At 58.9% G+C, this 21,917-nt stretch carries 18 protein-coding genes; 10 read left to right on the top strand and 8 right to left on the bottom strand.

Features of this window, described 5'->3' with window-relative positions; translation table 11 throughout:
• The first annotated feature begins 77 nt into the window (after positions 1–77).
• Entirely contained in the window at positions 78–1,226 is a 1,149-nt protein-coding gene (locus GXP72_RS10125; RefSeq protein WP_048991178.1) for an efflux RND transporter periplasmic adaptor subunit, read from the top strand.
• Complete coding sequence (locus GXP72_RS10120; RefSeq protein ID WP_208763806.1) at positions 1,223–4,300, top strand: efflux RND transporter permease subunit; 3,078 nt, start codon at positions 1,223–1,225, stop codon at positions 4,298–4,300. Before GXP72_RS10125 ends, GXP72_RS10120 begins: the two co-directional genes overlap by 4 nt.
• Positions 4,301–4,322: 22 nt before the next feature.
• Here GXP72_RS10120 and GXP72_RS10115 read toward each other — a convergent pair whose 3' ends face one another.
• Positions 4,323–5,090: an arylamine N-acetyltransferase gene (locus tag GXP72_RS10115; protein WP_048991182.1), complete on the bottom strand. Its 768-nt coding sequence runs from the start codon at positions 5,088–5,090 to the stop codon at positions 4,323–4,325.
• A gap of 96 nt (positions 5,091–5,186) precedes the next feature.
• On the opposite strand from GXP72_RS10115, the gene GXP72_RS10110 reads away from it, so the two are divergent.
• Complete coding sequence (locus GXP72_RS10110; protein WP_208763805.1) at positions 5,187–6,641, top strand: PLP-dependent aminotransferase family protein; 1,455 nt, start codon at positions 5,187–5,189, stop codon at positions 6,639–6,641.
• On the opposite strand, the gene GXP72_RS10105 is transcribed toward GXP72_RS10110, so the two are convergent.
• Entirely contained in the window at positions 6,613–7,497 is an 885-nt protein-coding gene (locus GXP72_RS10105) for a LysR family transcriptional regulator (RefSeq protein ID WP_048991185.1), read from the bottom strand. The genes GXP72_RS10110 and GXP72_RS10105 overlap by 29 nt on opposite strands.
• A gap of 128 nt (positions 7,498–7,625) precedes the next feature.
• Between GXP72_RS10105 and GXP72_RS10100 the strand changes: the two genes are divergently transcribed.
• Entirely contained in the window at positions 7,626–8,606 is a 981-nt protein-coding gene (locus tag GXP72_RS10100; protein WP_048991186.1) for a nitronate monooxygenase, read from the top strand.
• Between the two features lie 40 nt (positions 8,607–8,646).
• Here GXP72_RS10100 and GXP72_RS10095 read toward each other — a convergent pair whose 3' ends face one another.
• Positions 8,647–9,702, bottom strand: coding sequence for an SDR family oxidoreductase (locus tag GXP72_RS10095; RefSeq protein ID WP_090417213.1), 1,056 nt, complete (start codon positions 9,700–9,702; stop codon positions 8,647–8,649).
• 97 nt (positions 9,703–9,799) lie between these two features.
• On the opposite strand from GXP72_RS10095, the gene GXP72_RS10090 reads away from it, so the two are divergent.
• Complete coding sequence (locus GXP72_RS10090; protein WP_208763804.1) at positions 9,800–10,687, top strand: LysR family transcriptional regulator; 888 nt, start codon at positions 9,800–9,802, stop codon at positions 10,685–10,687.
• A gap of 82 nt (positions 10,688–10,769) precedes the next feature.
• Complete coding sequence (locus GXP72_RS10085) at positions 10,770–11,039, top strand: hypothetical protein (RefSeq protein ID WP_032651072.1); 270 nt, start codon at positions 10,770–10,772, stop codon at positions 11,037–11,039.
• A 12-nt stretch (positions 11,040–11,051) separates the two neighbouring features.
• Here GXP72_RS10085 and umuC read toward each other — a convergent pair whose 3' ends face one another.
• The 3 genes from umuC to GXP72_RS10070 form a co-directional block, all read right to left on the bottom strand.
• Positions 11,052–12,314 carry a translesion error-prone DNA polymerase V subunit UmuC gene (gene umuC / locus GXP72_RS10080; RefSeq protein ID WP_048991191.1) on the bottom strand — a complete coding sequence of 421 codons (1,263 nt, stop codon included), beginning with the start codon at positions 12,312–12,314 and terminating at the stop codon, positions 11,052–11,054.
• Positions 12,298–12,732: a translesion error-prone DNA polymerase V autoproteolytic subunit gene (umuD, locus tag GXP72_RS10075; protein WP_024909162.1), complete on the bottom strand. Its 435-nt coding sequence runs from the start codon at positions 12,730–12,732 to the stop codon at positions 12,298–12,300. Before umuD ends, umuC begins: the two co-directional genes overlap by 17 nt.
• A 159-nt stretch (positions 12,733–12,891) precedes the next feature.
• Positions 12,892–13,758, bottom strand: coding sequence for an aldo/keto reductase family oxidoreductase (locus GXP72_RS10070; RefSeq protein ID WP_048991192.1), 867 nt, complete (start codon positions 13,756–13,758; stop codon positions 12,892–12,894).
• A gap of 144 nt (positions 13,759–13,902) precedes the next feature.
• Here GXP72_RS10070 and GXP72_RS10065 point away from each other — a divergent pair, with 144 nt between their 5' ends.
• Positions 13,903–15,564 carry a methyl-accepting chemotaxis protein gene (locus tag GXP72_RS10065; RefSeq protein WP_090417214.1) on the top strand — a complete coding sequence of 554 codons (1,662 nt, stop codon included), beginning with the start codon at positions 13,903–13,905 and terminating at the stop codon, positions 15,562–15,564.
• Between the two features lie 27 nt (positions 15,565–15,591).
• Here the strand turns inward: GXP72_RS10065 and smrA are convergent, their stop codons facing one another.
• Positions 15,592–16,155, bottom strand: coding sequence for a DNA endonuclease SmrA (gene smrA, locus GXP72_RS10060; protein WP_048991196.1), 564 nt, complete (start codon positions 16,153–16,155; stop codon positions 15,592–15,594).
• A 355-nt stretch (positions 16,156–16,510) separates the two neighbouring features.
• Positions 16,511–17,422 carry a LysR family transcriptional regulator gene (locus GXP72_RS10055; RefSeq protein ID WP_048991198.1) on the bottom strand — a complete coding sequence of 304 codons (912 nt, stop codon included), beginning with the start codon at positions 17,420–17,422 and terminating at the stop codon, positions 16,511–16,513.
• Positions 17,423–17,597: 175 nt separating this feature from the next.
• On the opposite strand from GXP72_RS10055, the gene GXP72_RS10050 reads away from it, so the two are divergent.
• Genes GXP72_RS10050 through abgT form a run of 3 tightly spaced genes read left to right on the top strand, consistent with a single transcriptional unit; the run spans position 17,598 to position 21,916 of the window.
• Complete coding sequence (locus tag GXP72_RS10050) at positions 17,598–18,908, top strand: M20 family metallo-hydrolase (protein ID WP_048991201.1); 1,311 nt, start codon at positions 17,598–17,600, stop codon at positions 18,906–18,908.
• Entirely contained in the window at positions 18,908–20,353 is a 1,446-nt protein-coding gene (locus GXP72_RS10045; protein WP_061715394.1) for a M20 family metallopeptidase, read from the top strand. Before GXP72_RS10050 ends, GXP72_RS10045 begins: the two co-directional genes overlap by 1 nt.
• Before the next feature lie 36 nt (positions 20,354–20,389).
• Positions 20,390–21,916 carry a p-aminobenzoyl-glutamate transporter gene (abgT, locus tag GXP72_RS10040; protein WP_048991204.1) on the top strand — a complete coding sequence of 509 codons (1,527 nt, stop codon included), beginning with the start codon at positions 20,390–20,392 and terminating at the stop codon, positions 21,914–21,916.
• The last annotated feature ends 1 nt before the right edge of the window (position 21,917 follow it).

The raw sequence follows: 21,917 nt of genomic DNA, 5'->3' as shown, positions 1-21,917 counted from the left end.
AAAGCCTTGACAGAACATCGAATCTTTCTCGACGTAGCGCGCATTTAATAACGCCATTCCCTTTATGGAGCGGCGTTATGTCAGACGAATTTTTTCTCTCCCTCCGCCACTGCCTGCATCATTTGTACGGCGTGGCGCGCACCCTTTCCTGGCTGCATTTTCTTCCCCTGGCCCTGCTTGCGCTGGCGATTTTTCCGCTGACCGGCTGCGGTGATAAACACGAAAATAAGCCCAACCCTGTGCGAACGGTACGCTACGTCGTCGTTGGCACCACTCAAACCCTTCCCGCGCTGGAAAGAACCGGTGAGATCCATGCCCACGATGAAACGACCCTGAGCTTTCGTACCGGGGGCCGGATGCTGACGCGTAGCGTCGATATTGGTGACAGGGTCACCGCCGGACAGCTGCTGGCCACGCTTGACAATACGACCGGGCAAAACCAGCTCGACGGCGCTGAGGCCGATTATGAAGGCGCCAAAGCCTCAGCGCAGGTCGCCGCGCTTAACGTCAGTCGCATGCAAAAGCTCATGCCAACGGGTGCGATAGCCCGCACGCAGCTCGACAGCGCCCGTGCGGACTGGCTTGTCGCCCGCGCGCGCTTAAAAAGCAGCGAGGCCGCGTGGCGAAATGCCCGCGAAAGCCTCGGCTGGACGCGCCTGAACGCGCCACAAGCGGGCGTCATTACGGCCGTGAACGCCTCTGCGGGACAGGTTGTCAGCGACGGTCAGTCCGTGCTGACGCTGGCAACCGGGGAAGTCCGCGACGTGGTGTTTGATATTGCCGCGCCCGATACGATCCCGCCTCTGGATAAGGCGGTTTTGCAGGTTTCCCTGCTCAGCGCACCGTCGGTACAGGCGTCTGCCCTACTGCGGGATATCACCCCGCAGGCCGATCCTCAGACCCGCACCTGGCGCGCCAGGGCCACCCTGCAAAACCCGCCGGCGGCCATGGCGCTGGGTGCCAGCGTTACCGTCACGTTGCCATCGTCAGCCCCGCACGGGTACACCCTTCCCGCGTCCGCGCTGACCCGAGCCGGCGACAAACCGGCGGTTTTTGTGATTACCCCGCAGTCGCGGGCGCAACTACGCGTGGTGGTGCCCGCCAGCTATACGGCCACCTCTGTCATGATTGCCTCCGGCCTTGAGCCCGGCGACAGGGTGATTACAGCGGGCGTGAGCACATTACGATCCGGCGAGCCGGTGATTGCCGAAGAGGTTCAGCCATGAACACAGGATCGGAAACCAAATTTAACCTCTCCGCCTGGGCGTTGAAGAACCAGCAGACGGTCAGCTTTTTCATGCTGCTGGTGATTGCGATGGGCGTGTTCTGCTATGAAAAGCTGCCGCGTAACGAAGATCCGGCATTCACCATTAAAACGGCCGTCGTCTCCGCGCAGTGGCCGGGAGCATCCGTGGCGAATACCACCCGACTGCTGACCGATACGCTTGAAAAAAAGCTGCAGGAAACGCCCTGGCTGGACTATCTCGAAAGTGAAACCCGGGCCGGACGCACCGTTATCCACGTCAACCTCCGTGACGATACGCCCCCGCAAAGCGTGCCCGATATCTGGTATCAGGTTCGCAAAAAAATGCAGGACATCGCGCCGTCCCTGCCCGAAGGGGTGCAGGGTCCTGCCGTGGATGACGAGTTTGACGACACGTTCGGCACAATTTACGCCTTTATTCCCGATGGTTTCACCCTGCGGGAGGTGCGGGTTCGCGCAGAGACAATACGGCGCGAGCTGATGTCCCTGCCGGATATGGGTAAAACCACCCTGCTGGGCGAACAGCAGGAGCAGTGGGTTCTCGCCTTTTCTCCGGCGCGCCTGGCCGGTATGGGGCTGGATATTCAGGCGGTCGCCGACGCCCTCCGGGCGCAAAACGCCGTTGTCCCGGCAGGAACGATGCGTACCGGGCAGGAGAACATGGCGATAAAGGTCAGCGGTGCGCTCACGACCGAAGAGAGTTTACGCGCCGTCACGCTGCACGTTAACAATCGCTATATCCCGCTAACCGACATTGCCACCGTCACCCGGGAAATCGCCGAGCCACCGGCCCCGGCCTACCGGGTGAACGGCAAACCGGCTATCGGGCTGGCGGTCTCGATGGCGCCAACGGGCAATATGCTGCGTTTCGGTGCTGCGCTGAACGCAAAAATGGCGACCCTCAGCGCCGGGCTGCCGCACGGTATCGAGATGGTGAAAGTCGCCGATCAGTCAGCGGTGGTGAGTGATGCGGTAAGCGGGTTTATCCGGGTGCTTATCGAAGCCGTTGTTATCGTGCTGGCGGTCTCATTTGTCTCGCTGGGTTTACGGGCCGGACTGGTGGTGGCGACGGCCATCCCGCTGGTGCTCGCCATGACGTTTGCCGGCATGATGCTCGCAGGCATCGGCCTTCAGCGTATCTCGCTCGGGGCGCTGATCATTGCCCTGGGCCTGCTGGTGGATGACGCCATGATCGCCGTCGAAACGATGGTCTCCCGGCTGGAAGCCGGGGATTCCCGTCGGCATGCGGCCACCCATGCATTCAAAACGACGGCCTTCCCGATGCTCACCGGTACCCTGGTGATGATTGCTGGCTTTATTCCCGTTGGTTTTGCGGCCTCCAGCGCCGGTGAATACTGCTTTTCCCTGTTTGCGGTGGTGCTCATCGCCCTGCTCTGTTCCTGGGCTGTCGCGATCCTGTTTTCGCCGTTGACGGGTACGTGGCTGCTGCCGGAAAAAGTCAGACATCACGCGGCGGGACCGGGAAGGATCGCGCGCGGGTACGGACGGCTTTTACGCCTGGCGCTCCGCCACCGGCTCTCCACCGTGCTGATTGCGCTTGCCGCGCTGGGGTTGTCAGCGTACGGCACGACGTTTATGCAGGGCGAGTTTTTCCCCGCCTCGGACCGGCCTGAGCTGCTGGTCAGCCTGACGCTTCCGGCCAACGCGTCGCAGGCGGAAACGTTAAGAGAGGTGGAAAAGCTGGAAAAGGCGTTGGTCGGCAACGGCAACATCGATCGCTACTCGACCTACGTCGGGTCGGGCGCCATCCGTTTTTACCTGCCGATGGACGTGCTGCTGGAAAATGAGAATATCGCCCAGATGGTTGTGGTGGCTAAAGACCTTGAGGCGCGGGATCGTCTGCATGCGCAGCTGAACAGGCTCCTGGCGACACAATTTAGCGACATCATCACGCGCGTGTCGCCCCTTGAGCTGGGGCCCCCCGTCGGCTGGCCTATCAAATACCGGGTGAGCGGGCCTGATTATCTGCAGGTCCGGGCGTTTGCGAATCGTCTCACGGACGCGATTGGGCAGTCCCCGTTCTCACGCGACGTTAACCAGACGGCCGGAGAGCCGGAGAGGGTCATCACCCTTAAGGTGAATCAGACGGCGGCCAGGGCGGCGGGAATATCGTCAGAAAATCTCGCCCGCACGCTGAATACCGTCTGGTCCGGCAGCGTTGTCACGTCCATCAGAGATAATGACCGCCTTGTCGACGTGGTGCTCAGGGCCGAGGACAGCGCGCGCCAGAGCACCGCCACCCTCTCCTCACTCACGATTCAGGGGAATGACGGTAAAAAAATTCCGCTCAGCGCCGTCGCGACGCCGGTCTGGGGCGTGGACGATCCGGTTATCTGGCGTCGCCAGCGCGTGCCCTTTATCACGGTGCAAACGGATCTTGCCCCGGGGCTGAAGGCTGAAGCGGTATCCGCGGCGCTGCGTCCGGCGGTCGATAAACTGCGCGCGAACCTGCCGGCAGGTTACAGCATTGAAGAAGGCGGCGCGGTTGCCGAATCGGATAAGGGGAACAGCTCCGTCTTTACCGTTCTTCCGGTAACGCTGGTCATCATGCTGTTGCTGCTGATGCTTCAGCTGCGGCGATATTCCCGGATGCTGCTGGCCCTCCTGATGGCCCCGTTTGGTTTACCGGGGATCGTGCTGGCTATGCTGCCCGGCGGAACGCCGATGGGGTTTGTCGCGCTGCTGGGCGTTATCGCCCTGGCGGGGATGATCGTGCGGAACGCGGTGATATTGATTAGCGAGGTTGACAGCAATCTTGCTCAGGGGATGACAAACGATGCCGCGATTATGGCGGCTGCGGAACACCGGGCCAGACCCATCTGTCTGACCGCCTGTGCCGCCATTCTGGGCATGATCCCCATTTCTCACCAGGTCTTCTGGGGTCCAATGGCCTATGCCATCATCGGCGGGCTGCTGGTTGCGACGCTGGTGACGCTGACCGTGTTACCCGCGTCGTTTAGCCTGCTGTTACAGTGGGGCGCTCAGCGCAAAGCCACAGAAGATGAACTGCGCTGAGGCTCCACCGTTTCCCGGCTGATTACGCGGCGGTCAACGCAAAACGGTCTTTCAGGACATGGCGGATTTCATCCTCCGCCAGCTGCCGCGCTTCAGTGCCGTTCGCCGTGATGGTTTTCAGCATATCGCCCAGTAAAATCTGACGTCCTTCCGGGCTGTGCTGCACCACCACCCGCTTCTGCACAAAGATCGCATCCGGGTGCGTGGAGTTAAGGTAGTTGGCCGGGACGAAATCAATCCATTCCTGAGGCGTGAGATCAAAGCCGTATTGCCTGGCCCACTCTCCCTCCACCTTCGCCTCAAGCAGATATTCGCCCTCCGCACTGCGGCTTAGCCGAAACGTGTCGAAATCCTGCGTGATATCCACATCAAGCGTGTCCAGCGCCATCGGCGCACGAATGCCGTAGCTGCCGAACCCGAGGTCGCAAAGCCACTGTCGGCTCTCCACCTCGGCAATCAACGCCATATGGGTTTTCGGCCGCCGCGCGGGGTAGAACATCGGACGCGCCGCCACGAAACGGTAAGGAATACCGAGTGCCTCCAGCGCCATGGCGAAAAGCCCGTTCACCTCATAGCAGTAGCCGCCGCGCCCTTTCTTTAACACCTTATCGGCAATGTCGTCTGGTGCCAGCGAGACAATTTTACCCGCCTGCACGTCCAGATTTTCAAAGGGAACGGAAAAGAGCTGATGACGCATCAGCGCATGCAGGGTGGACGTGTCGGCCGCCGCCGGTCCGGTGTAGTTTATGCGTTTGAAATACGAGGAAATGTCGAAATTATCGCTGTGCATAATGCCTCCTTGTCCTGAACATGCCGGACACTATAGATGGCGCGCATCATTGGCTGTATAGTCAGTTTTATCGAAAATTAGCCTGAACAGATACCCATGTCTGCCCCGTCCCAGTCGTCCCCACACTATCGCCGAATTGCCGAGATGCTGCGCCTCACGCTGACGTCTGGCGCGCTGCGCACCGGTGACAGGATGATCTCCGCGCGTAAACTGGCCGAGCGCGAGCACGTTAGCCTTCCGACGGCGCTGGAGGCCCTTCGCTGCCTCGAGGCTGAAGGGCTGATCGTTGCGCGCCCGCGTTCAGGTTACTACATCCGCCAGACCAGCCTGTCACCGCGCGTGGAGCCCGCGCGCTCCTCACCCGGTCCGGTCCCCGTCACCCTATCCGCCGTGGCCCGGTCGCTGTTCAGCAGTGCAGAAGCCCGGCTGATCCCGCTGGGCGCCGCCCTGCCCGATCCCGCGTGGCTGCCAGGAGACGCGCTGCAGCGGGCGTTGCACTCCGCGGGCCGTCGTCTGGACGCGCATGGACAGAGCTACAGCCTGCCCCCGGGAAGAGCAGACCTACGAAGTAAGATTGCCGCGCGCTCTGCGCAATGGGGAGCCCGGTTCAGCGCGGACGATCTCATTATCACCTCGGGCGCGACGCAGGCGCTGCGCCTGGCACTTCGGGCCGTGTGTCAGCCAGGTGATGTGGTGGCAATTGAGCAGCCCGCCTACTTTGGCACGCTCCTGCTGCTGGAGGATTTAGGCCTGAAGGCCTTAGCGATCCCCACCGACCCTGTGGAAGGCCTGCTGCTGGAACCGCTGGCTGACGCCATTCGCTGCCATCGCCCCGCTGCCGTCCTGGCCTCACCCACCGTGCAAAACCCGTTGGGTGCCAGCATGCCCGTCGCACGCAAGCAGGAACTGGTTGCCCTGCTTGAAGAGGCAGAAATTCCGTTGATTGAGGACGATGTTTACGGAGATCTGGTCGGTGAGGGGCAACGTCCTCCGGCCTGCAAGGCGTTCGACCAGAGCGGGAATGTGATTTACTGCAGCTCCCTGTCTAAAACGCTTGCGCCGGGGTGGCGAATCGGCTGGATTGCCGCCGGACGCTATTACACGCAGGTCTTGCAGGCCCGCATGGCCGGAGACTGGGCAGGTGCACCGCTGCTGGAAGCCGCGACGAGCGAGATGCTGGCAAGCGGCGACTACGACCGTCACCTGCGGCGGCTAAAGCGGCGGATCGCAGAGGGAATAGCCGCCGTCGTGGCGCAGGTCGGGGCGAGCTTTCCGCCTGGTACCCGCGTAAACGTGCCCGCAGCCGGCTTTTTGTTGTGGGTAGAACTGCCTCAGCAGATCAACGCCCTGGAGGTGCATCGTCGCGCGCTGGCGCTGGGTATTGGCGTCAGCCCCGGCCCCCTGTTTTCTCCTGGCGCAGAACTCACGCACTTTCTGCGGCTAAACTGCGCAAACGAACCGACGCCCCGCCTGCTCAATGACGTAGGGCAGATTGGGGCCCTATGCCATGAACTGGCCGTTTTCACACCAGACTCTCCAGCCACTCGGTAAATACCCGCACTTTGCGGGAGAGGTGACGGTGTGGGTAGAGCAGTGACAGCTTGCGGTCCGGCGAGCGATAGGCTGGCAGGACCTCAACCAGCAGGCCGCGGTCAATGTAAGGCTGGAGAAAGAGATTCATCCCCTGCATTAACCCCAGCCCGGCCAGGCCTGCCGCGATGTAGGCCTCGGAGTTATCCACCACAAGCTTACCGGGTAAAGTCATCTCCGCGACGCCTTCTGGCGTGGTAAACGTCCACGGATGAATATGTCTGCTGCTGGTATTAATCCAGTTGATGGCCTGATGTTTGCGTAAATCATCCGGCGTTTCTGGCGTACCGTGTTTTGCCAGCCAGGCCGGGCTGGCGCAGGTCGTGATTTTGATGTTCCCGATTTTACGCGCGATATAATCGCCGTCGTCCAGCTCTCCCACCCGCAGCACGCAGTCCAGACCATCCCGCAGCATATCCCGACGGCGGTCAGAGCTGCTCAGAATGATGTCGATCTCAGGATGCTGACGATAAAAATCAGGCAGATTGGGTATCACCCGCAGCGTGGCAAAAGAGACCGGCATATCCACACGCAGCTGACCGTGTATTGCCCGGTCCGTACCAAACGACTCCAGTAATTCGTCCGCCTGCGCCAGCAGGGGTTTACTCTGGCGATAGAACGCCTCCCCATCCGGCGTCAGGCTAATCCGACGCGTTGTGCGCTGCAGGAGCCGCGTGCCGCTGTGTTGCTCCAGAAGCTGTAACGCTTTGGTGACTGCAGGGCGATGGACCTGCAGATTCTCCGCCGCCTGGGTAAGACTACCTGACTCGACAATTTCAATAAAAATTCGAATAGATTCAAAGAGATTTATTTGCATAAAGGATTTCAAACCGCGAACGGGATATTGTTATTGATTTTATAACAGTGATGAATCTTTTGGGCTATTTTTCCTAACAATATTGCACCCTACACTCTCCTCCATTCAAACGTAAGGGAGAGTCTGCTATGAAAAATAACCGTATCTGTCAGATCCTGGGTATCGAAAAGCCTGTTATTCAGGGGCCGTTATCCTGGCTTACCGATGCCCGTTTAGTTGCCGCGGTCAGCAATGCCGGCGGGCTCGGCGTGCTGGGACCCAATGCAGGCTTAACCGCCGACACCGCGGTCTCCACGCCGGAAGCGACAGCCGAAAAAATGCGCGAAGAAATTCGTAAAACCAAACGGCTGACCGAAAAACCGTTTGGCGTGAACCTGATCCCCACCGCCGTTAATGACGTCTGGACTGGACCAATTCTTAAGGTGGTAAAAGAGGAAGGCGTCAGGGCCGTGGTATATACAGGCTATGGGGAAGGCAGCATTATTCCCTCGCTGTTCAGTGAGTTAAAAGAGGCAGGGATCGCTATTATCTACCGCGACATCAATCCCACGCCGGAAAACACCCGTCTCGCAGAAGATCTGGGGGCAGACATTATCGTCGCCACCGGTTTTGATGAAGGCGGAACGTTACCCGCAACGGCGCTTGGCACCTTTTCCATCGTGCCGCTGATTGCCGATGCCGTGAAGCACATCCCGGTGATGGCCGCGGGCGGTATTACCGATAATCGCACCGCCAGAGCGGCGCATGCGTTAGGTGCGGAAGGCGTGTTTGCCGGATCGGTCTTTATCAGTACCGAAGAAAGCCGCGTGCCGCAGGGGGTCAAAGAGAAAATTGTTGCCGCCAACGGCCTGGACTTACTCCTTTTTCGCACCGTGCCCCATTACTACCGCGCGCTTCCCGGCAAGCTGGCGGAAAAACTGGCATCGATGGATAAAGCAGGCGCAAGCAACGACGCGCTGGGCAAGGCGATGGGAGGATTACGGGGCCTGCGTCTGGGCATGCTGGAAAATAACACCGATGAAGGCTATATCGCGCTCGGCACGGGGATTGGGAACATCCGCAGCGTGAAAAGCGTGGCCGAGATCGTCAATCTGTTAGCGGTTGAGTAAGCCCTCGGCGTCCTGACGGTTATCAGGACGCCATCTGTTCTCAGGGAATAATCCGCGCGGCTCTCAGCTGCGCAAACAGGCGGAAAAACATCTCATCGGTCGCCTGCATTTGCGTAAAGCCCGCCCTGCGCAGCTTGCTCCCGTCACCGAACATGTCGTAATCCCAGCTAAAGACAAAATCGGCAAACCGCCCGTCGCTTAGCTGCAAAATATCCGCTTCCACCAGCCGCTCTTCGGCAAGCTCGCGCCATACGCCGCGATAGTCGTTAAACAGCTGATGAAATGACAACCTCACCGGCGGCGCAGAGTCCAGTTCAAACCAGCGTACGATGCGCGGCCACAGCTCGCTCCAGCGCCAGATATCGCCATTGTTTACGTTGAAGGCCTGATTCTGTGCCGCAGGTGACGTGGCGGCCCACAGCGTTGTCTCGGCCAGCAGCCCGGCGTCGGTATGGTCAACAATGCTGTGCCAGGTCTGTTCTGAACCGGGAAAACGCAGCGGTAAACCCAGCGCCTTACACAGGGAGGCGTACAGAGCGATGCTCAGCGCAAGGTTCATGGCATTGCCCGGCACCGCACTCCCCACCACGCCCGGCCTGATGGCATTCCAGTGCCAGCCTTTCCCCCGCTGAAACTGGCTGAGCCACGTGAGCTGCGCGGCGTTAAATTCGGCACCCGCTACGCCGGGATCGCTTTCCCGCGCCGGGGTTTTAAACGGCCCCAGATGCGCACCGTAGACTTTGTAGCCCTGCATCAGGCTTACCGTCTGCAGCGGTGCCGCTGTTTCGAGGGTGCTGACCAGGTTACGCAGCATGGTGACGTTCGGCTCAACCATGTCTGCCCAGTTCGCCGCGTTCGCCCAGGCGCTGTAAAAGATGTGGGTGACTCCGTTCAGGGCGTGCAGCGCCCGTGCAGTGTCCTGCGCATCCAGTAAATCGACGTTCACCACGGGGATGCCGTCAGGATGAGACGCGGCATGGCGGCTAAGGCCGATCACCTCCCACTGATGGTGCAGGAGCGTATTGACCAGCTGTCTGCCGACAATGCCGCTGGCGCCCGCGACCAGGGCGACGTTGTGTTGCTGCATCTTATTCATGATGTTTCTCCGGAAAGGGTGACAGACGCAGTGTGATATATTATTTTTTCTGGAGATATCCCATGAAACTGATGGCACTTATAAGCAGAATCATTAAATGAATAACAAGCTCAATGCCATTTCTACCTTTCTGCGCGTCGCTGAAGCGGGCTCGTTTTCAGCGGCCGCCCGTCAGACCGGTATTAAGCAGTCCGCCGTCAGTCAACAGATCGCGGCGCTTGAGGAATCACTGGGTGTGGTACTGCTGCACCGTACGACGCGTAAGATGAAGCTGACCGAACAGGGTGAACGTTACCGGCGTGATATGCAGCTTGTGCTGGACGCCATGGGGGAAGCGGAGAGGCGTTTACATCCTGTCGATCATAGCGTTCAGGGGCGCGTCCATGTCCAGTTACCGAGCGGCCTGGGGCAGATTTTTTTGCCGCATCTGCTGGCGCTGCAGCGTCTGCATCCCGAGCTGCAGCTGATGCTTTCCCTGGATGACCGCCTTGCCGATCTGGTGACGGAGGGCGTGGATGTCGCGATACGGCTGAGCAGTGAGCCCCCGCAGGCGCATGCGGCGCGCGTGCTGGGGCGTATTGAAACCAGGCTGTTTGCCGCCCCCGGCTTTCAGGCGGTACGCGCCGTCAGCGAGCTGGCGACGCTGCCACACGTGCGGTTCAGCGGCATTCCGCTGGGTGCTCCCCTGCGCCTGATGTCTGACGAGGAGACGGTCGAGGTCAACGTGAATACTGTTTTCCGTGCCAACACCAGCGACGCGCTGCTGCAGGCGCTTGAGTCCGGCATTGGTATCGGCGGCATGCAGCAGCCGCTCGTGACACGCGCGCTGCAAACCGGCACGCTGGTACCGGTGCTGACCGACTGGCGGTTACCCGATCGCTTCCTCTATGCCGTCTATCCTGACGCCCGCTTTATTCCGCAGCGCGTCAGAAAGGTCGTCAGCGTGATTGAGCATTTACTGCCTGAAATAATAAAGAAAAACTGATTGTTTCCGCCGTAAATGACGTGCATTTTTTAATCGCAAAGAATAGAGTGTTTTTACCGTATTCCCTCTTTCTGGAGCACGTATGCCGGATTACCGTTTTTTCCAAAAAGGCCCGAACCTCATTGCGATTGAGAGCGCAAACACCGATGCGGCCGCTCAGCTCATCGCTCAGGGGTTTGAAAAACAGTTTGAGGAGATCGGCGCTGCGGATGAAAAAGAGGCACTTACCCGCCTTGCGGATATCCGTAAAAATAATGAGATCGATCGCCATAACTTCCTGTCCGGAGCGGGCGAAATGCCGCTGATCGGCGTGCTGGCGGCTGCGGCAACCTGGTTGATGCAAAAGAAATAACGCAACCATCCTCTACCTCGCCACCGGCAAATCGGCGTACCGCGTCGTATAGGCCGGTGACAACATCTCACGCTTCATCGCCCACGGTTTCTCAATCCCCTGCCCGGCGAACCATATCTTCCCTTTGCCGGAGTGATTTACGCTGTCGATCATCTCCATCAGCGCCGCGCTGTTGGCGCGCAGACGATTATCGTCAAACAAATTAAGCTGGGCGACGCCGCTGCTGAAAAAGTCCGCCAGCATGACCCCGGCCTTCATATAGCGATACCCGTCGAGCCATATCCGCCCCAGCCCCTCCGTGGCGGCGCGGATGATATCGCGCGAGTCATTGGTGGGCGTCATCAGGGTGACAGAAGCCTGATTGCCGTAATAAATTTCGTTGTCAGCGTGCGGGCTGGTGCGCACAAACACGCTGATAAAACGACAGTATTGATGCTCGCCGCGCAGTTTCTCTGCGGCGCGCTCCGCGTAGGCGCAAATCGCCTGATGCATCTCTTCGTATTGGGTAATGCGGTGTCCAAACGAACGGCTACAGATGATTTGCTGCTTCGTGGGGGTGTACTCTTCCAGGTCAAGGCAGGGCTCGCCGCGAAGCTCGCGCGCAGTGCGTTCCAGTACCACGTTGAAATGTTTGCGAATGACCCACGAGGAGGCCTCCGCCAGCTCCAGCGCCGTGGTAATCCCCATTGCGTTCAGTTTTTTCGTGATGCGCCGCCCTACCCCCCACACCTCCTCTACCGGCACCTTTGCCAGCAGTTTACGCTGCCGCTCCCGGCCTGAGAGATCGACCACGCCGCCGGTGCCAGCCCATCGCTTCGCCGCATAGTTGGCCAGCTTCGCCAGCGTTTTTGTCGGGGCAATACCGACGCCAACGGTTAAGCCCGTATTTTTATAGACCTGCGTGCGCATCTGGTGTCCGAACGCTTCCAGTGCAAGGCAGTTACCGATCCCTGAAACGTTCACGAACGCCTCGTCGATCGAGTAAATTTCTATGGCCGGAGCGAGATCCGTCAGCGTCTGCATCACCCGACTGCTGAGATCGGCATACAACGCATAGTTCGAACTAAAGACGTAAACCCGCGACGGATAGCCCTTCTCTTTGAATTTAAAATAGGGCTCCCCCATTTTTATGCCGAACTGCTTTGCCTCCGGCGACAGTGAAATAATGCAGCCGTCGTTATTGGACACCACCACGATGGGCTTCCCCTGCAGATCGGGGCGAAATACCTTCTCGCAGGAGGCATAGAAGCTATTCACATCAACCAGCGCGAACATGTTTATGCGTTTTAAGCGTGTGGGTGACGACGCCGAAGATCTGCAGCTCCTCTTCGGACTGAAAGGTAATCGGCTGATAGCGGGCATTATGCGGCAGAAGTCTCAGAACCGGGCGGGTCTGTAGCTCTTTCACCGTAAACTCACCGGCGACCGACGCCACGACGATGTCCCCATGTTCGGCATTTAACGAACGATCGACCACCAGCAGATCGCCGTCACCGATCCCCGCGCCAATCATGGAGTCTCCACTCACCTTGATAAAATAGGTCGCACTGGGGTGTCTCACTGCCAGCCGGTTAAGATCGAGACGATCTTCCACATAGTCCTGCGCCGGACTGGGGAAGCCACAGGCTACACGCTCTGCAAACAACGGTAATTCAATAGATTGGTTTGGATGATAAGAAAAGAGAGTGTCCATAATGCCTTTCTCGCCAGGTACTGTATATAAATACAGTATTACGGATTATGGCCAGGGATCAAGGTCATTTCCGGAGGCGAACCCAAACGCGTTGAAGTGTCAGAAGATTTAAAACGCGCAAAGCCCGGAAGCGCCCTTCCGGCTTTGCGCCTGTGACGATCAGTCCATCAGCGTATTCAATGTTTCCAGTGCGTCAGGCGGCAGCTGCAGTTCCCCCGCCGCGAGGTTTTGCCGCAGATGCGCCACGGAAGAGGTGCCCGGGATCAGCAGGATATTTGGGGAACGCTGCAGCAGCCATGCCAGCGCAACCTGCATTGGCGTTGCGCCCAGCGAGTCGGCGACAGCCTGCAGCCCGGAAGATTGCAGTGGCGTAAAGCCGCCCAGCGGGAAGAACGGTACATACGCAATCCCCTGCTGCGCCAGCAGATCCACCAGCGCGTCGTCACCCCGGTTCACAATGTTGTACATGTTCTGCACGCACACCACCGGCACCAGCTTCCGGGCTTCCGCGACCTGGGTGGCCGTGACGTTGCTCAGGCCAATATGACGCACCAGCCCCTGCTGCTGTAATTCGGCCAGGGTGGAAAGCGGTTCAGCAATCGATCCTTCCGCCGGCCCGTGTGCGCTAAACATGATCCGCAGATTCACCACGTCCAGCACGTCCAGCTGCAGATTACGCAGGTTGTCATGCACCGCCTGCGTCAGTTCCTGCGCGGAAAAGGCCGGCAGCCAGGCGCCTTTGTCATCGCGACGGGCGCCGATCTTGGTGACAAGCGTCAGATCGTCCCGGTACGGGTGAAGCGCCTCGCGGATCAGCTGGTTAGTGACATGAGGGCCGTAAAAATCACTGGTATCAATGTGGTTCACCCCCGCCGCCACCGCTTCGCGCAGCACGTCCAGCGCGGCCTGCTTATCCTTCGGCGGCCCAAAGACGCCAGGCCCGGCCAGCTGCATCGCACCGTAGCCCAGCCGTTTCACCGTCCGCGTCCCGAGCGCGTACGTCCCGCTTTTATCAATGCTGCTCATGTTGACCTTCCTCATAAAAATGATCCGGATTTACAACAGGTTCCCTCAGGGAGCCCTTAGTTAAGCGCGAGTTAAATTAAAGTTTAAATTCTATACGACGATAGTATTGGTGTACCTCTGCATCCTTTCTAACGGACGACCGCTATGCTGAAAAATCTGCACGTGATTACCGGTATTATCTTTGCCCTCACCATATTCTGTCTGCTGCAAGTTGTCACGGGAGGGTTGTTCTACTCTGCCGTCAGTAACGATCGCCATAACTTCCAGAATTCCGGCGTGCTCAATGCCCAGCAGGAAAGCCTGAGCGACAGCGTGAACACGCTGGTGAAAACGCGCGTCACCGTCACCCGCGTGGCGATCCGCTATCTGAAAAACCAGCGTGACCCGGCTTCCCTGGCGGCGATCAATAAGCTGCTTGGCACCGCAGGCGACTCGCTGGCAAAAGCCGAAGCCTATAACAAAGAGTGGCAGAAACTGCCGCAGGTTAAGGGCCAGGAGGCGGCATTGACCGACGAGATGCAGAAATCCTGGAACCAGATGCACGAAGTGATGCGCTTATCGATTGAGTATCTGCGTGCCGACAACTATCAGGCCTATGGGGATCTGGACGCGCAGCAGGCGCAGGACGACATGGAAGCGGTCTATAACCGCTGGCGCGCCGAAAACAACACCCTGCTGAAGGCCGCAACCGAAGAGAACCAGAGCAGCTTCACGCAGATGCAGTGGACCCTGGCGGCAATTCTGCTGGCCGTTATCGCGGTACTGGTGGTCATCTGGCAGGGTTTACAGCACCTGCTGTTAAAACCACTCCACTCCATTATGAACCATATTCGCGCCATTGCAGGGGGCGACCTGACGCAGGATATCGCTATCTCGGGCCGCAATGAGATGGGTCAACTGGCCGCGGGCCTGCATGAGATGCAGCAGTCGCTGGTAACCACCGTCAGCGCCGTGCGCGGAAGCACCGATTCCATCTACACCGGCGCAGGCGAAATTGCCGCAGGAAGCAACGATCTGTCCGCCCGCACCGAGCAGCAGGCCGCCTCGCTCGAAGAGACCGCCGCCAGCATGGAAGAGCTGACCGCGACGGTTAAACAGAACTCCGATAACGCCCGTCAGGCCACGCTGCTGGCGAAAAACGCCTCTGAAACGGCCGCGCGCGGCGGTCACGTCGTGGATAACGTGGTTCGCACCATGAACGAAATCGCCGACAGTTCGCAGCAAATTGCGCATATTACCAGCGTGATTGACAGCATTGCGTTCCAGACCAACATTCTGGCGCTTAACGCTGCGGTGGAAGCGGCACGCGCCGGGGAACAGGGGCGTGGCTTTGCGGTTGTCGCGGGCGAGGTCCGTACGCTGGCGAGCCGCAGCGCGCAGGCAGCGAAAGAGATCAAAGGACTTATCGAGAACTCCGTCAGCCGCGTGAATACCGGCTCTGAGCAGGTGAGCGAGGCGGGCACCACCATGAAGGAAATTGTCGCTGCCGTCACCCGCGTGACCGATATCATGGGTGAGATTTCCTCTGCCTCTGACGAGCAGAGCCGCGGTATTGAGCAGGTGAGCCTGGCCGTTTCGCAGATGGACAGCGTGACGCAGCAAAACGCCGCGCTGGTGCAGGAGTCCGCCACGGCGGCTGCGGCACTGGAAGATCAGTCCGAGCAGCTGCGCCAGGCGGTAGCGGCGTTTCGTCTGAACGGCAAAGAAAAAGCGGTCGCTCCACGCCCGGCCAATCTGAAAACGCCACAGCTGCTGCGCCCGGCAACGACAACCCCCTCCACCGACAGCAACTGGGAAACGTTCTGAGTCTCAGGCGGGCGAGAATATCGCCCGCTAGCGGCTGCGCTTGGCGTGCCGCTCCCAGTTTTCCTGTTTTGCTTCATCGGATTTTCGCAGCGAGACATAGCATGCCCCGCTGCCGCCGTGATGCGGCAGCGCCACGCAGAAGGCCTGCACTTCCTCGAACTCGGTCAACCAGCGCGCCAGGTAGCTGCGCACCACATTCGGATGCGAGTTCTGCTCCCGCCCTTTCCCGTGAATAATAATCAGGTTACGTAACCCGTCACGTCTGGCCTGGCAGATAAAAGAAAACAGCATCTGACGGCAGCGTTCGGCAGGCTGACGCAGGAGGTTTAAGCTGGCCTGGCGGGCATATTTACCCGAGCGCAGCTTATCGATAACGCCCTGCTGCACCCCTTCGCGCTGGAACGCCAGCGGTTCTTCCAGGGGAAGAAGGTCAAGAAAATCGAGCGTCAGGAAGTTATCCAGCTGTTCATTATCCACCTCCTCGCGCACCCGGGTATTGCGGCTGGGCTGCCAGTGAATATCCGGGCCACGCTTCAGCGGCTGGACATCTTCCATGGCGTCAAGAAAAAAGGATTTGTCGTCAGGGTTCATGGATATCCTCCGGCTACAGCTGAGGACGGTACTATACCTGCGCCCGAGACAGGCCTCAATCACCGTTACAGGCCGTCGTGCGCAACAAATATTAACCTGATGAATATATATAGTATTTATAAAATAAACTTAAATATGACTTAACTAAAATTTCAGCAAAGATGAAATAAGTGATTTGTGTTAAATTTTCGTAAAATCAAACACTCAATATCCTTTCATTTTGCGGGAAAGGTGTTATACCTAAATATACCTGCTTCATGGATATAATACTCAGGATTGGCGAAAGGACGCACTGCTGTGTGTACTGGAGGGTCTGTCAGATGTCGGACAGACCCTGTTTTTTATGGTCGGCTTTTCACGCCACGACTATTTTCCTCGCTTCCCTTCTGAACTGTGTAATTAATGATTCGGCAAGGGGCGTCTGACGTGAATCACGGCGCTGAATTAAATAATATGCTGCTTTTGGAAGCGACTCGACAACCGGCAGCATGACCAGGCGGTGCGCCAGCAGGGGGTCACACCCTAGCTCCTGCGGCAATATGCTTAGAAAATCACTTTGCGCAACCAGGCTAATACAGGAGGAAAAGGTTTCACAGACCACACCAATTCGCGGTATTTGCGAGCGATCGCTAAATACCTCTTCTAATTGCTTGTAATAGCTTCCCCGCGGCGTCGGCATTGTCCAGTTATAATGCAGAAGTTCATTAATCGACGTTGCTCCCGTCGCCGGATGCCCTTCCCGACAAAATACCGCAAACGGTTTTTCGAAGAGTTTTTCAAACGTAAATTCCTGGTCGTAAGGCCCCTGATAATAGGTATTGATGGTGAAATCCAGTTCGCCCTGGCGTAATTCATTGATCATCGATACCAGCTGCCCTTCCATAATCCGCACCTTGACCTGCGGATGCTGCGCGTGAAAGCGGGTAATGACGGCGGGCATCAGGCTGCGTGAAACGCTGGCCCCCATCCCGATGTTGATCTGCCCGGCCAGCTCCCCCTGCCGCTGACGAATGTCATCCTGCGCCGCGCGCAGCTCTTCCAGGATCAACCTGGCGCGCTGGTAAAAACCCTCACCGCATTCGGTCAACGCGACGCCCTTACTCCTGCGCACGAAAAGCTGCGCCGCCATGCCCTCCTCCAGCTCTTTGATGGATTTGGTCAGCGCCGGCTGGGAAAGATTCAGCGTTCTGCTGGCACCGCGAATGCTGCCCTGACGCGCGACTTCAACAAACGCCCGGATTTGATGAAATTTAATCTGGAATGTCATAGCCCGACCGATAACCGTTGTTTATCAGAGTAAAGAAACTGTCATCTACTTTAATGGAAAGGGATGTGCGAGGGTAATTCCTGAACGGTTAAAACTGTGAAAAATCGGTTAGTGATAAGTAAAAACTATCACATCGTGAAGCAGTTCACATATTTTAATGATGACAGGAACAGATATGGACACACTGGCACAGTACATCCAGACGTTAACCCCGCAGCTGAGCGCGTGGCGTCGTGATTTTCACCATTTCGCGGAATCCGGCTGGGTAGAGTTTCGTACCGCCGCGAAAGTCGCGGAAATCCTGGACTCGCTGGGTTACGAACTGGCGATGGGTCGCGACGTGGTCGATGCCGAAAGCCGGATGGGGCTGCCCGATACCGCTACCCTGGCGCATGAGTTTGCCCGCGCGCGGGCGCAGGGCGCGCCTGAGAAATGGCTGGCGCCGTTTGAAGGCGGCTTTACCGGCATTGTGGCGACCCTCAATACCGGCCGCCCTGGCCCAACCCTGGCGTTTCGCGTCGACATGGACGCCCTTGATTTAAGCGAAGCGCTCGACGACAGCCATCGTCCGTTCCGCGACGGGTTTGCCTCCTGCAACGCGGGAATGATGCACGCCTGCGCGCACGACGGCCACACCACCATTGGTCTGGGGCTGGCGCAGGTGCTTAAGCAGAATGAAGCCCGGCTGAACGGCACCATCAAGCTGATCTTCCAGCCCGCCGAAGAAGGTACGCGCGGCGCGCGCGCCATGGTTGCCGCCGGGGCGCTGGACGACGTGGACTATTTCACGGCTATCCATATTGGTACTGGCGTGCCTGCCGGAACGGTGATCTGCGGCAGCGATAACTTTATGGCCACCACCAAGTTCGACGTGAGCTTCACCGGCGTGGCCGCACACGCGGGCGGTAAGCCGGAGGACGGTCGTAACGCCCTGCTCGCCGCCGCGCAGGCCGCCCTCGCCCTGCACAGCATCGCCCCGCACAGCGAAGGTGCCTCCCGGGTAAACGTCGGCGTGATGCAGGCGGGCAGCGGACGCAACGTGGTGCCCGCGAATGCGCTGATTAAGGTTGAAACCCGCGGTGAAAGCGAAGCGATTAATCAGTATGTCTTTGAACGCGCGCAGGCGGTGATTACCGGCGCGGCGGCGCTCTACGGCGTGAGCGCCGAGGTGCGCCTGATGGGGGCAGCCACCTCCAGCGCACCGACGCCGGCCTGGGTGGATTATCTGCGCGAGCAGGCGAGTCAGGTTTCCGGGGTTGTTCACGCCATCAATAAGGTGAAGGCGCCAGCAGGCTCCGAAGACGCCACGCTGATGATGGCCCGCGTGCAGCAGAACGGCGGTATGGCGTCCTATATGGTGTTTGGCACGGAGTTGAGCGCCGGACATCACAACGAAAAATTCGACTTCGATGAGCAGGTCATGCCTGTCGCCATCGAAACGCTGGCGCGAACTGCGCTCAATTTCCCGTGGACGCGAGGTGTGTAATGCAGGAGAACTACGCTTTTATTGCCGATGCGATCGACACGCGATGTCGGACGTTAACCGATATTGCCGACGCGATTTGGGATCGTCCCGAGACCCGCTTTGAAGAGTTCTGGTCCGCCGAACGGCTGGCCAGCGAGCTGGAAGCAGAAGGCTTCACGCTGATCCGCGAGGCAGGCGGCATCCCCAACGCGTTTATCGCCAGCTTCGGCAGCGGGAAACCGGTTATCGCCCTGCTGGGCGAGTACGACGCGCTGGCCGGGTTAAGCCAGCAGGCACACTGCGCGACCGCGCAGACTGCCACGCCGGGAGCCAACGGCCATGGCTGCGGGCATAACCTCTTAGGCACCGCGGCGCTTGCGGGCGCAGTGGCGGTGAAAAGCTGGCTGGAGCAGCACGGCGGCAGCGGAACGGTGCGTTTTTACGGCTGTCCCGGCGAAGAAGGCGGCTCCGGGAAAACCTTTATGGTGCGCGAAGGGCTGTTTGATGACGTCGATGCCGCCGTCACCTGGCACCCGGAAGCCTTTGCCGGGATGTTTAACGTCAGCACGCTGGCGAATATTCAGGCCGCCTGGCGTTTTCACGGCGTGGCGGCACATGCGGCCAACTCCCCTCATCTGGGACGCAGCGCGCTGGACGCCGTGACGCTGATGACCACCGGCACCAACTTCCTTAACGAACACATTATCGAGAAAGCACGCGTCCATTACGCCATTACCGATACCGGCGGGATTTCGCCCAACGTGGTGCAGGCGCAGGCCGAGGTGCTATACCTGATCCGCGCCCCGGAGATGGCGGATGCGCAGCAGATCTACGAGCGCATCGAGAAAATCGCCCAGGGCGCGGCGCTGATGACCGAAACCACCGTCGAATGCCGCTTTGATAAAGCCTGCTCCAGCTATCTGCCGAACCGCACGCTTGAGGCGGCGATGTATCGCGCCCTGCAGCACTACGGCACGCCGGAGTGGACCGACGAGGAGCGCGAGTTTGCCCGCAAGATCCGCGCCACGCTGACGCCGAACGATCTGCAAAACAGCCTGAAAAATATTGCCGCCACGGGTGGCGAAGCGGGTAAAGCCTTTGCCCGTCGTCATCAGGCGACGCTGCTGGTGGATGAAGTCGCGCCCTACGCTATTACCGACAACGTGCTGGCGGGCTCAACGGACGTGGGCGACGTCAGCTGGAAAATGCCGGTCGCCCAGTGCTTCAGCCCCTGCTTTACCGTCGGCACGCCGCTGCACACCTGGCAGCTGGTGTCCCAGGGGCGTACTTCCATTGCTCACAAAGGCATGCTGCTGGCCGGAAAAGTGATGGGTGCGACCGCGCTCAATCTGCTGCTGGACGCAGCGCTGCTGAACAAATGCCGTGAAGAGTTCGAACAACAATTACAAGAAAAACCGTACGCGTGTCCGATCCCACAGGGCGTGACACCGTCACCTTTAAAATAAAAAAACACAACAACACAACACTCCCGAGGAACGCCCATGAGTATGTCATCCATACCTTCGCATTCCCCATCCGGTAAGCTCTATGGCTGGGTTGAAAGGATCGGCAATAAAGTGCCGCACCCTTTCCTGCTGTTTATCTATCTGATCGTGATTTTGATGGTCGCCACCGCCGTGCTCTCCGCCTTTGACGTGAGCGTGCGCAGCCCGGCTGACGGCAGCCTGGTGGCGGTGAAAAACCTGCTCAGCGTTGACGGACTGCACTGGTTTTTACCTAACGTCATCAAAAACTTCAGCGGTTTCGCCCCGCTGGGCGCCATTCTGGCGCTTGTGCTGGGTGCCGGGCTGGCAGAACGCGTTGGCCTGCTGCCCGCATTAATGGTGAAGATGGCTTCCCACGTCAGCGCGCGGTACGCGAGCTACATGGTGCTGTTTATCGCCTTCTTCAGCCATATCTCCTCCGACGCCGCGCTGGTGATCATGCCGCCGATGGGAGCGCTGATTTTCCTCGCCGTCGGTCGTCATCCCGTGGCGGGCCTGCTGTCGGCGATTGCGGGGGTGGGCTGCGGATTCACCGCTAACCTGCTTATCGTCACCACCGACGTGTTGCTCTCGGGCATCAGCACGGAGGCGGCAAAGACCATTGATGCGGCTATGCACGTCAGCGTGATCGACAACTGGTACTTTATGGCAAGCTCGGTCATTGTCCTGACGATTGTCGGCGGGCTGATTACCGATAAGATCGTCGAGCCGCGCCTGGGCAAATGGGAAGGCCGTAGCGATGAAAAGCTGGAGACCCTGAGCAAAGAGCAGCGCTTCGGCCTGCGCGTGGCTGGCGTGGTCTCGCTGGCCTTTATCGCGCTGGTGGCGCTGATGGTGGTCCCGGAAAACGGCATATTGCGCGATCCGGTTAAACATACGGTCCTGCCGTCACCGTTTATTCAGGGCATTGTGCCGCTGATTATCCTCTTCTTCTTTGTCGTTTCGCTCGCCTACGGTATCGCTACCGGCAAAATCCGCCGTCAGGGCGATTTGCCGCAGCTGATGATCGAGCCGATGAAGGAGATGGCGGGCTTTATCGTGATGGTGTTCCCGCTGGCGCAGTTTGTGGCGATGTTTAACTGGAGCAACATGGGCAAGTTTATGGCCGTGGGCCTGACCGACGCGCTGGAGGCTGCCGGATTAAGCGGCGTACCGGCGTTTGTCGGCCTGGCGCTGCTGTCATCCCTGCTGTGCATGTTTATCGCCAGCGGCTCCGCCATCTGGTCGATTCTGGCCCCGATCTTCGTACCGATGTTTATGATGCTGGGGTTCCACCCGGCTTTCGCGCAGATCCTGTTCCGCATCGCGGACTCTTCGGTTATTCCGCTGGCGCCGGTTTCGCCGTTTGTTCCGTTGTTTTTAGGCTTCCTGCAGCGCTATAAACCCGAGGCCAAACTGGGTACCTACTATTCGCTGGTTTTACCCTACCCGCTTATCTTTTTAGGGGTATGGCTGGTGATGCTGGTGGCATGGTATCTTGTCGGCCTGCCGATTGGACCGGGGATTTACCCGAGGCTGAACTAAA

The organism is Enterobacter sp. SES19, from assembly GCF_011765665.1.
Classification (GTDB): Bacteria; Pseudomonadota; Gammaproteobacteria; order Enterobacterales; family Enterobacteriaceae; genus Enterobacter; species Enterobacter pseudoroggenkampii.
Note: the sequence above shows the minus strand (reverse complement) of the source record. Positions and strands in the feature narration are given on the sequence as shown.

Bases quoted from the DNA above. Each gene is read 5' to 3' on its own strand.
- GXP72_RS10125 (WP_048991178.1), top strand. From the start codon at position 78: ATGTCAGACGAATTTTTTCTCTCCCTCCGCCACTGCCTGCATCATTTG.
- GXP72_RS10120 (WP_208763806.1), top strand. From the start codon at position 1,223: ATGAACACAGGATCGGAAACCAAATTTAACCTCTCCGCCTGGGCGTTG.
- GXP72_RS10115 (WP_048991182.1), bottom strand. From the start codon at position 5,090: ATGCACAGCGATAATTTCGACATTTCCTCGTATTTCAAACGCATAAAC.
- GXP72_RS10110 (WP_208763805.1), top strand. From the start codon at position 5,187: ATGTCTGCCCCGTCCCAGTCGTCCCCACACTATCGCCGAATTGCCGAG.
- GXP72_RS10105 (WP_048991185.1), bottom strand. From the start codon at position 7,497: ATGCAAATAAATCTCTTTGAATCTATTCGAATTTTTATTGAAATTGTC.
- GXP72_RS10100 (WP_048991186.1), top strand. From the start codon at position 7,626: ATGAAAAATAACCGTATCTGTCAGATCCTGGGTATCGAAAAGCCTGTT.
- GXP72_RS10095 (WP_090417213.1), bottom strand. From the start codon at position 9,702: ATGAATAAGATGCAGCAACACAACGTCGCCCTGGTCGCGGGCGCCAGC.
- GXP72_RS10090 (WP_208763804.1), top strand. From the start codon at position 9,800: ATGAATAACAAGCTCAATGCCATTTCTACCTTTCTGCGCGTCGCTGAA.
- GXP72_RS10085 (WP_032651072.1), top strand. From the start codon at position 10,770: ATGCCGGATTACCGTTTTTTCCAAAAAGGCCCGAACCTCATTGCGATT.
- umuC (WP_048991191.1), bottom strand. From the start codon at position 12,314: ATGTTCGCGCTGGTTGATGTGAATAGCTTCTATGCCTCCTGCGAGAAG.
- umuD (WP_024909162.1), bottom strand. From the start codon at position 12,732: ATGGACACTCTCTTTTCTTATCATCCAAACCAATCTATTGAATTACCG.
- GXP72_RS10070 (WP_048991192.1), bottom strand. From the start codon at position 13,758: ATGAGCAGCATTGATAAAAGCGGGACGTACGCGCTCGGGACGCGGACG.
- GXP72_RS10065 (WP_090417214.1), top strand. From the start codon at position 13,903: ATGCTGAAAAATCTGCACGTGATTACCGGTATTATCTTTGCCCTCACC.
- smrA (WP_048991196.1), bottom strand. From the start codon at position 16,155: ATGAACCCTGACGACAAATCCTTTTTTCTTGACGCCATGGAAGATGTC.
- GXP72_RS10055 (WP_048991198.1), bottom strand. From the start codon at position 17,422: ATGACATTCCAGATTAAATTTCATCAAATCCGGGCGTTTGTTGAAGTC.
- GXP72_RS10050 (WP_048991201.1), top strand. From the start codon at position 17,598: ATGGACACACTGGCACAGTACATCCAGACGTTAACCCCGCAGCTGAGC.
- GXP72_RS10045 (WP_061715394.1), top strand. From the start codon at position 18,908: ATGCAGGAGAACTACGCTTTTATTGCCGATGCGATCGACACGCGATGT.
- abgT (WP_048991204.1), top strand. From the start codon at position 20,390: ATGAGTATGTCATCCATACCTTCGCATTCCCCATCCGGTAAGCTCTAT.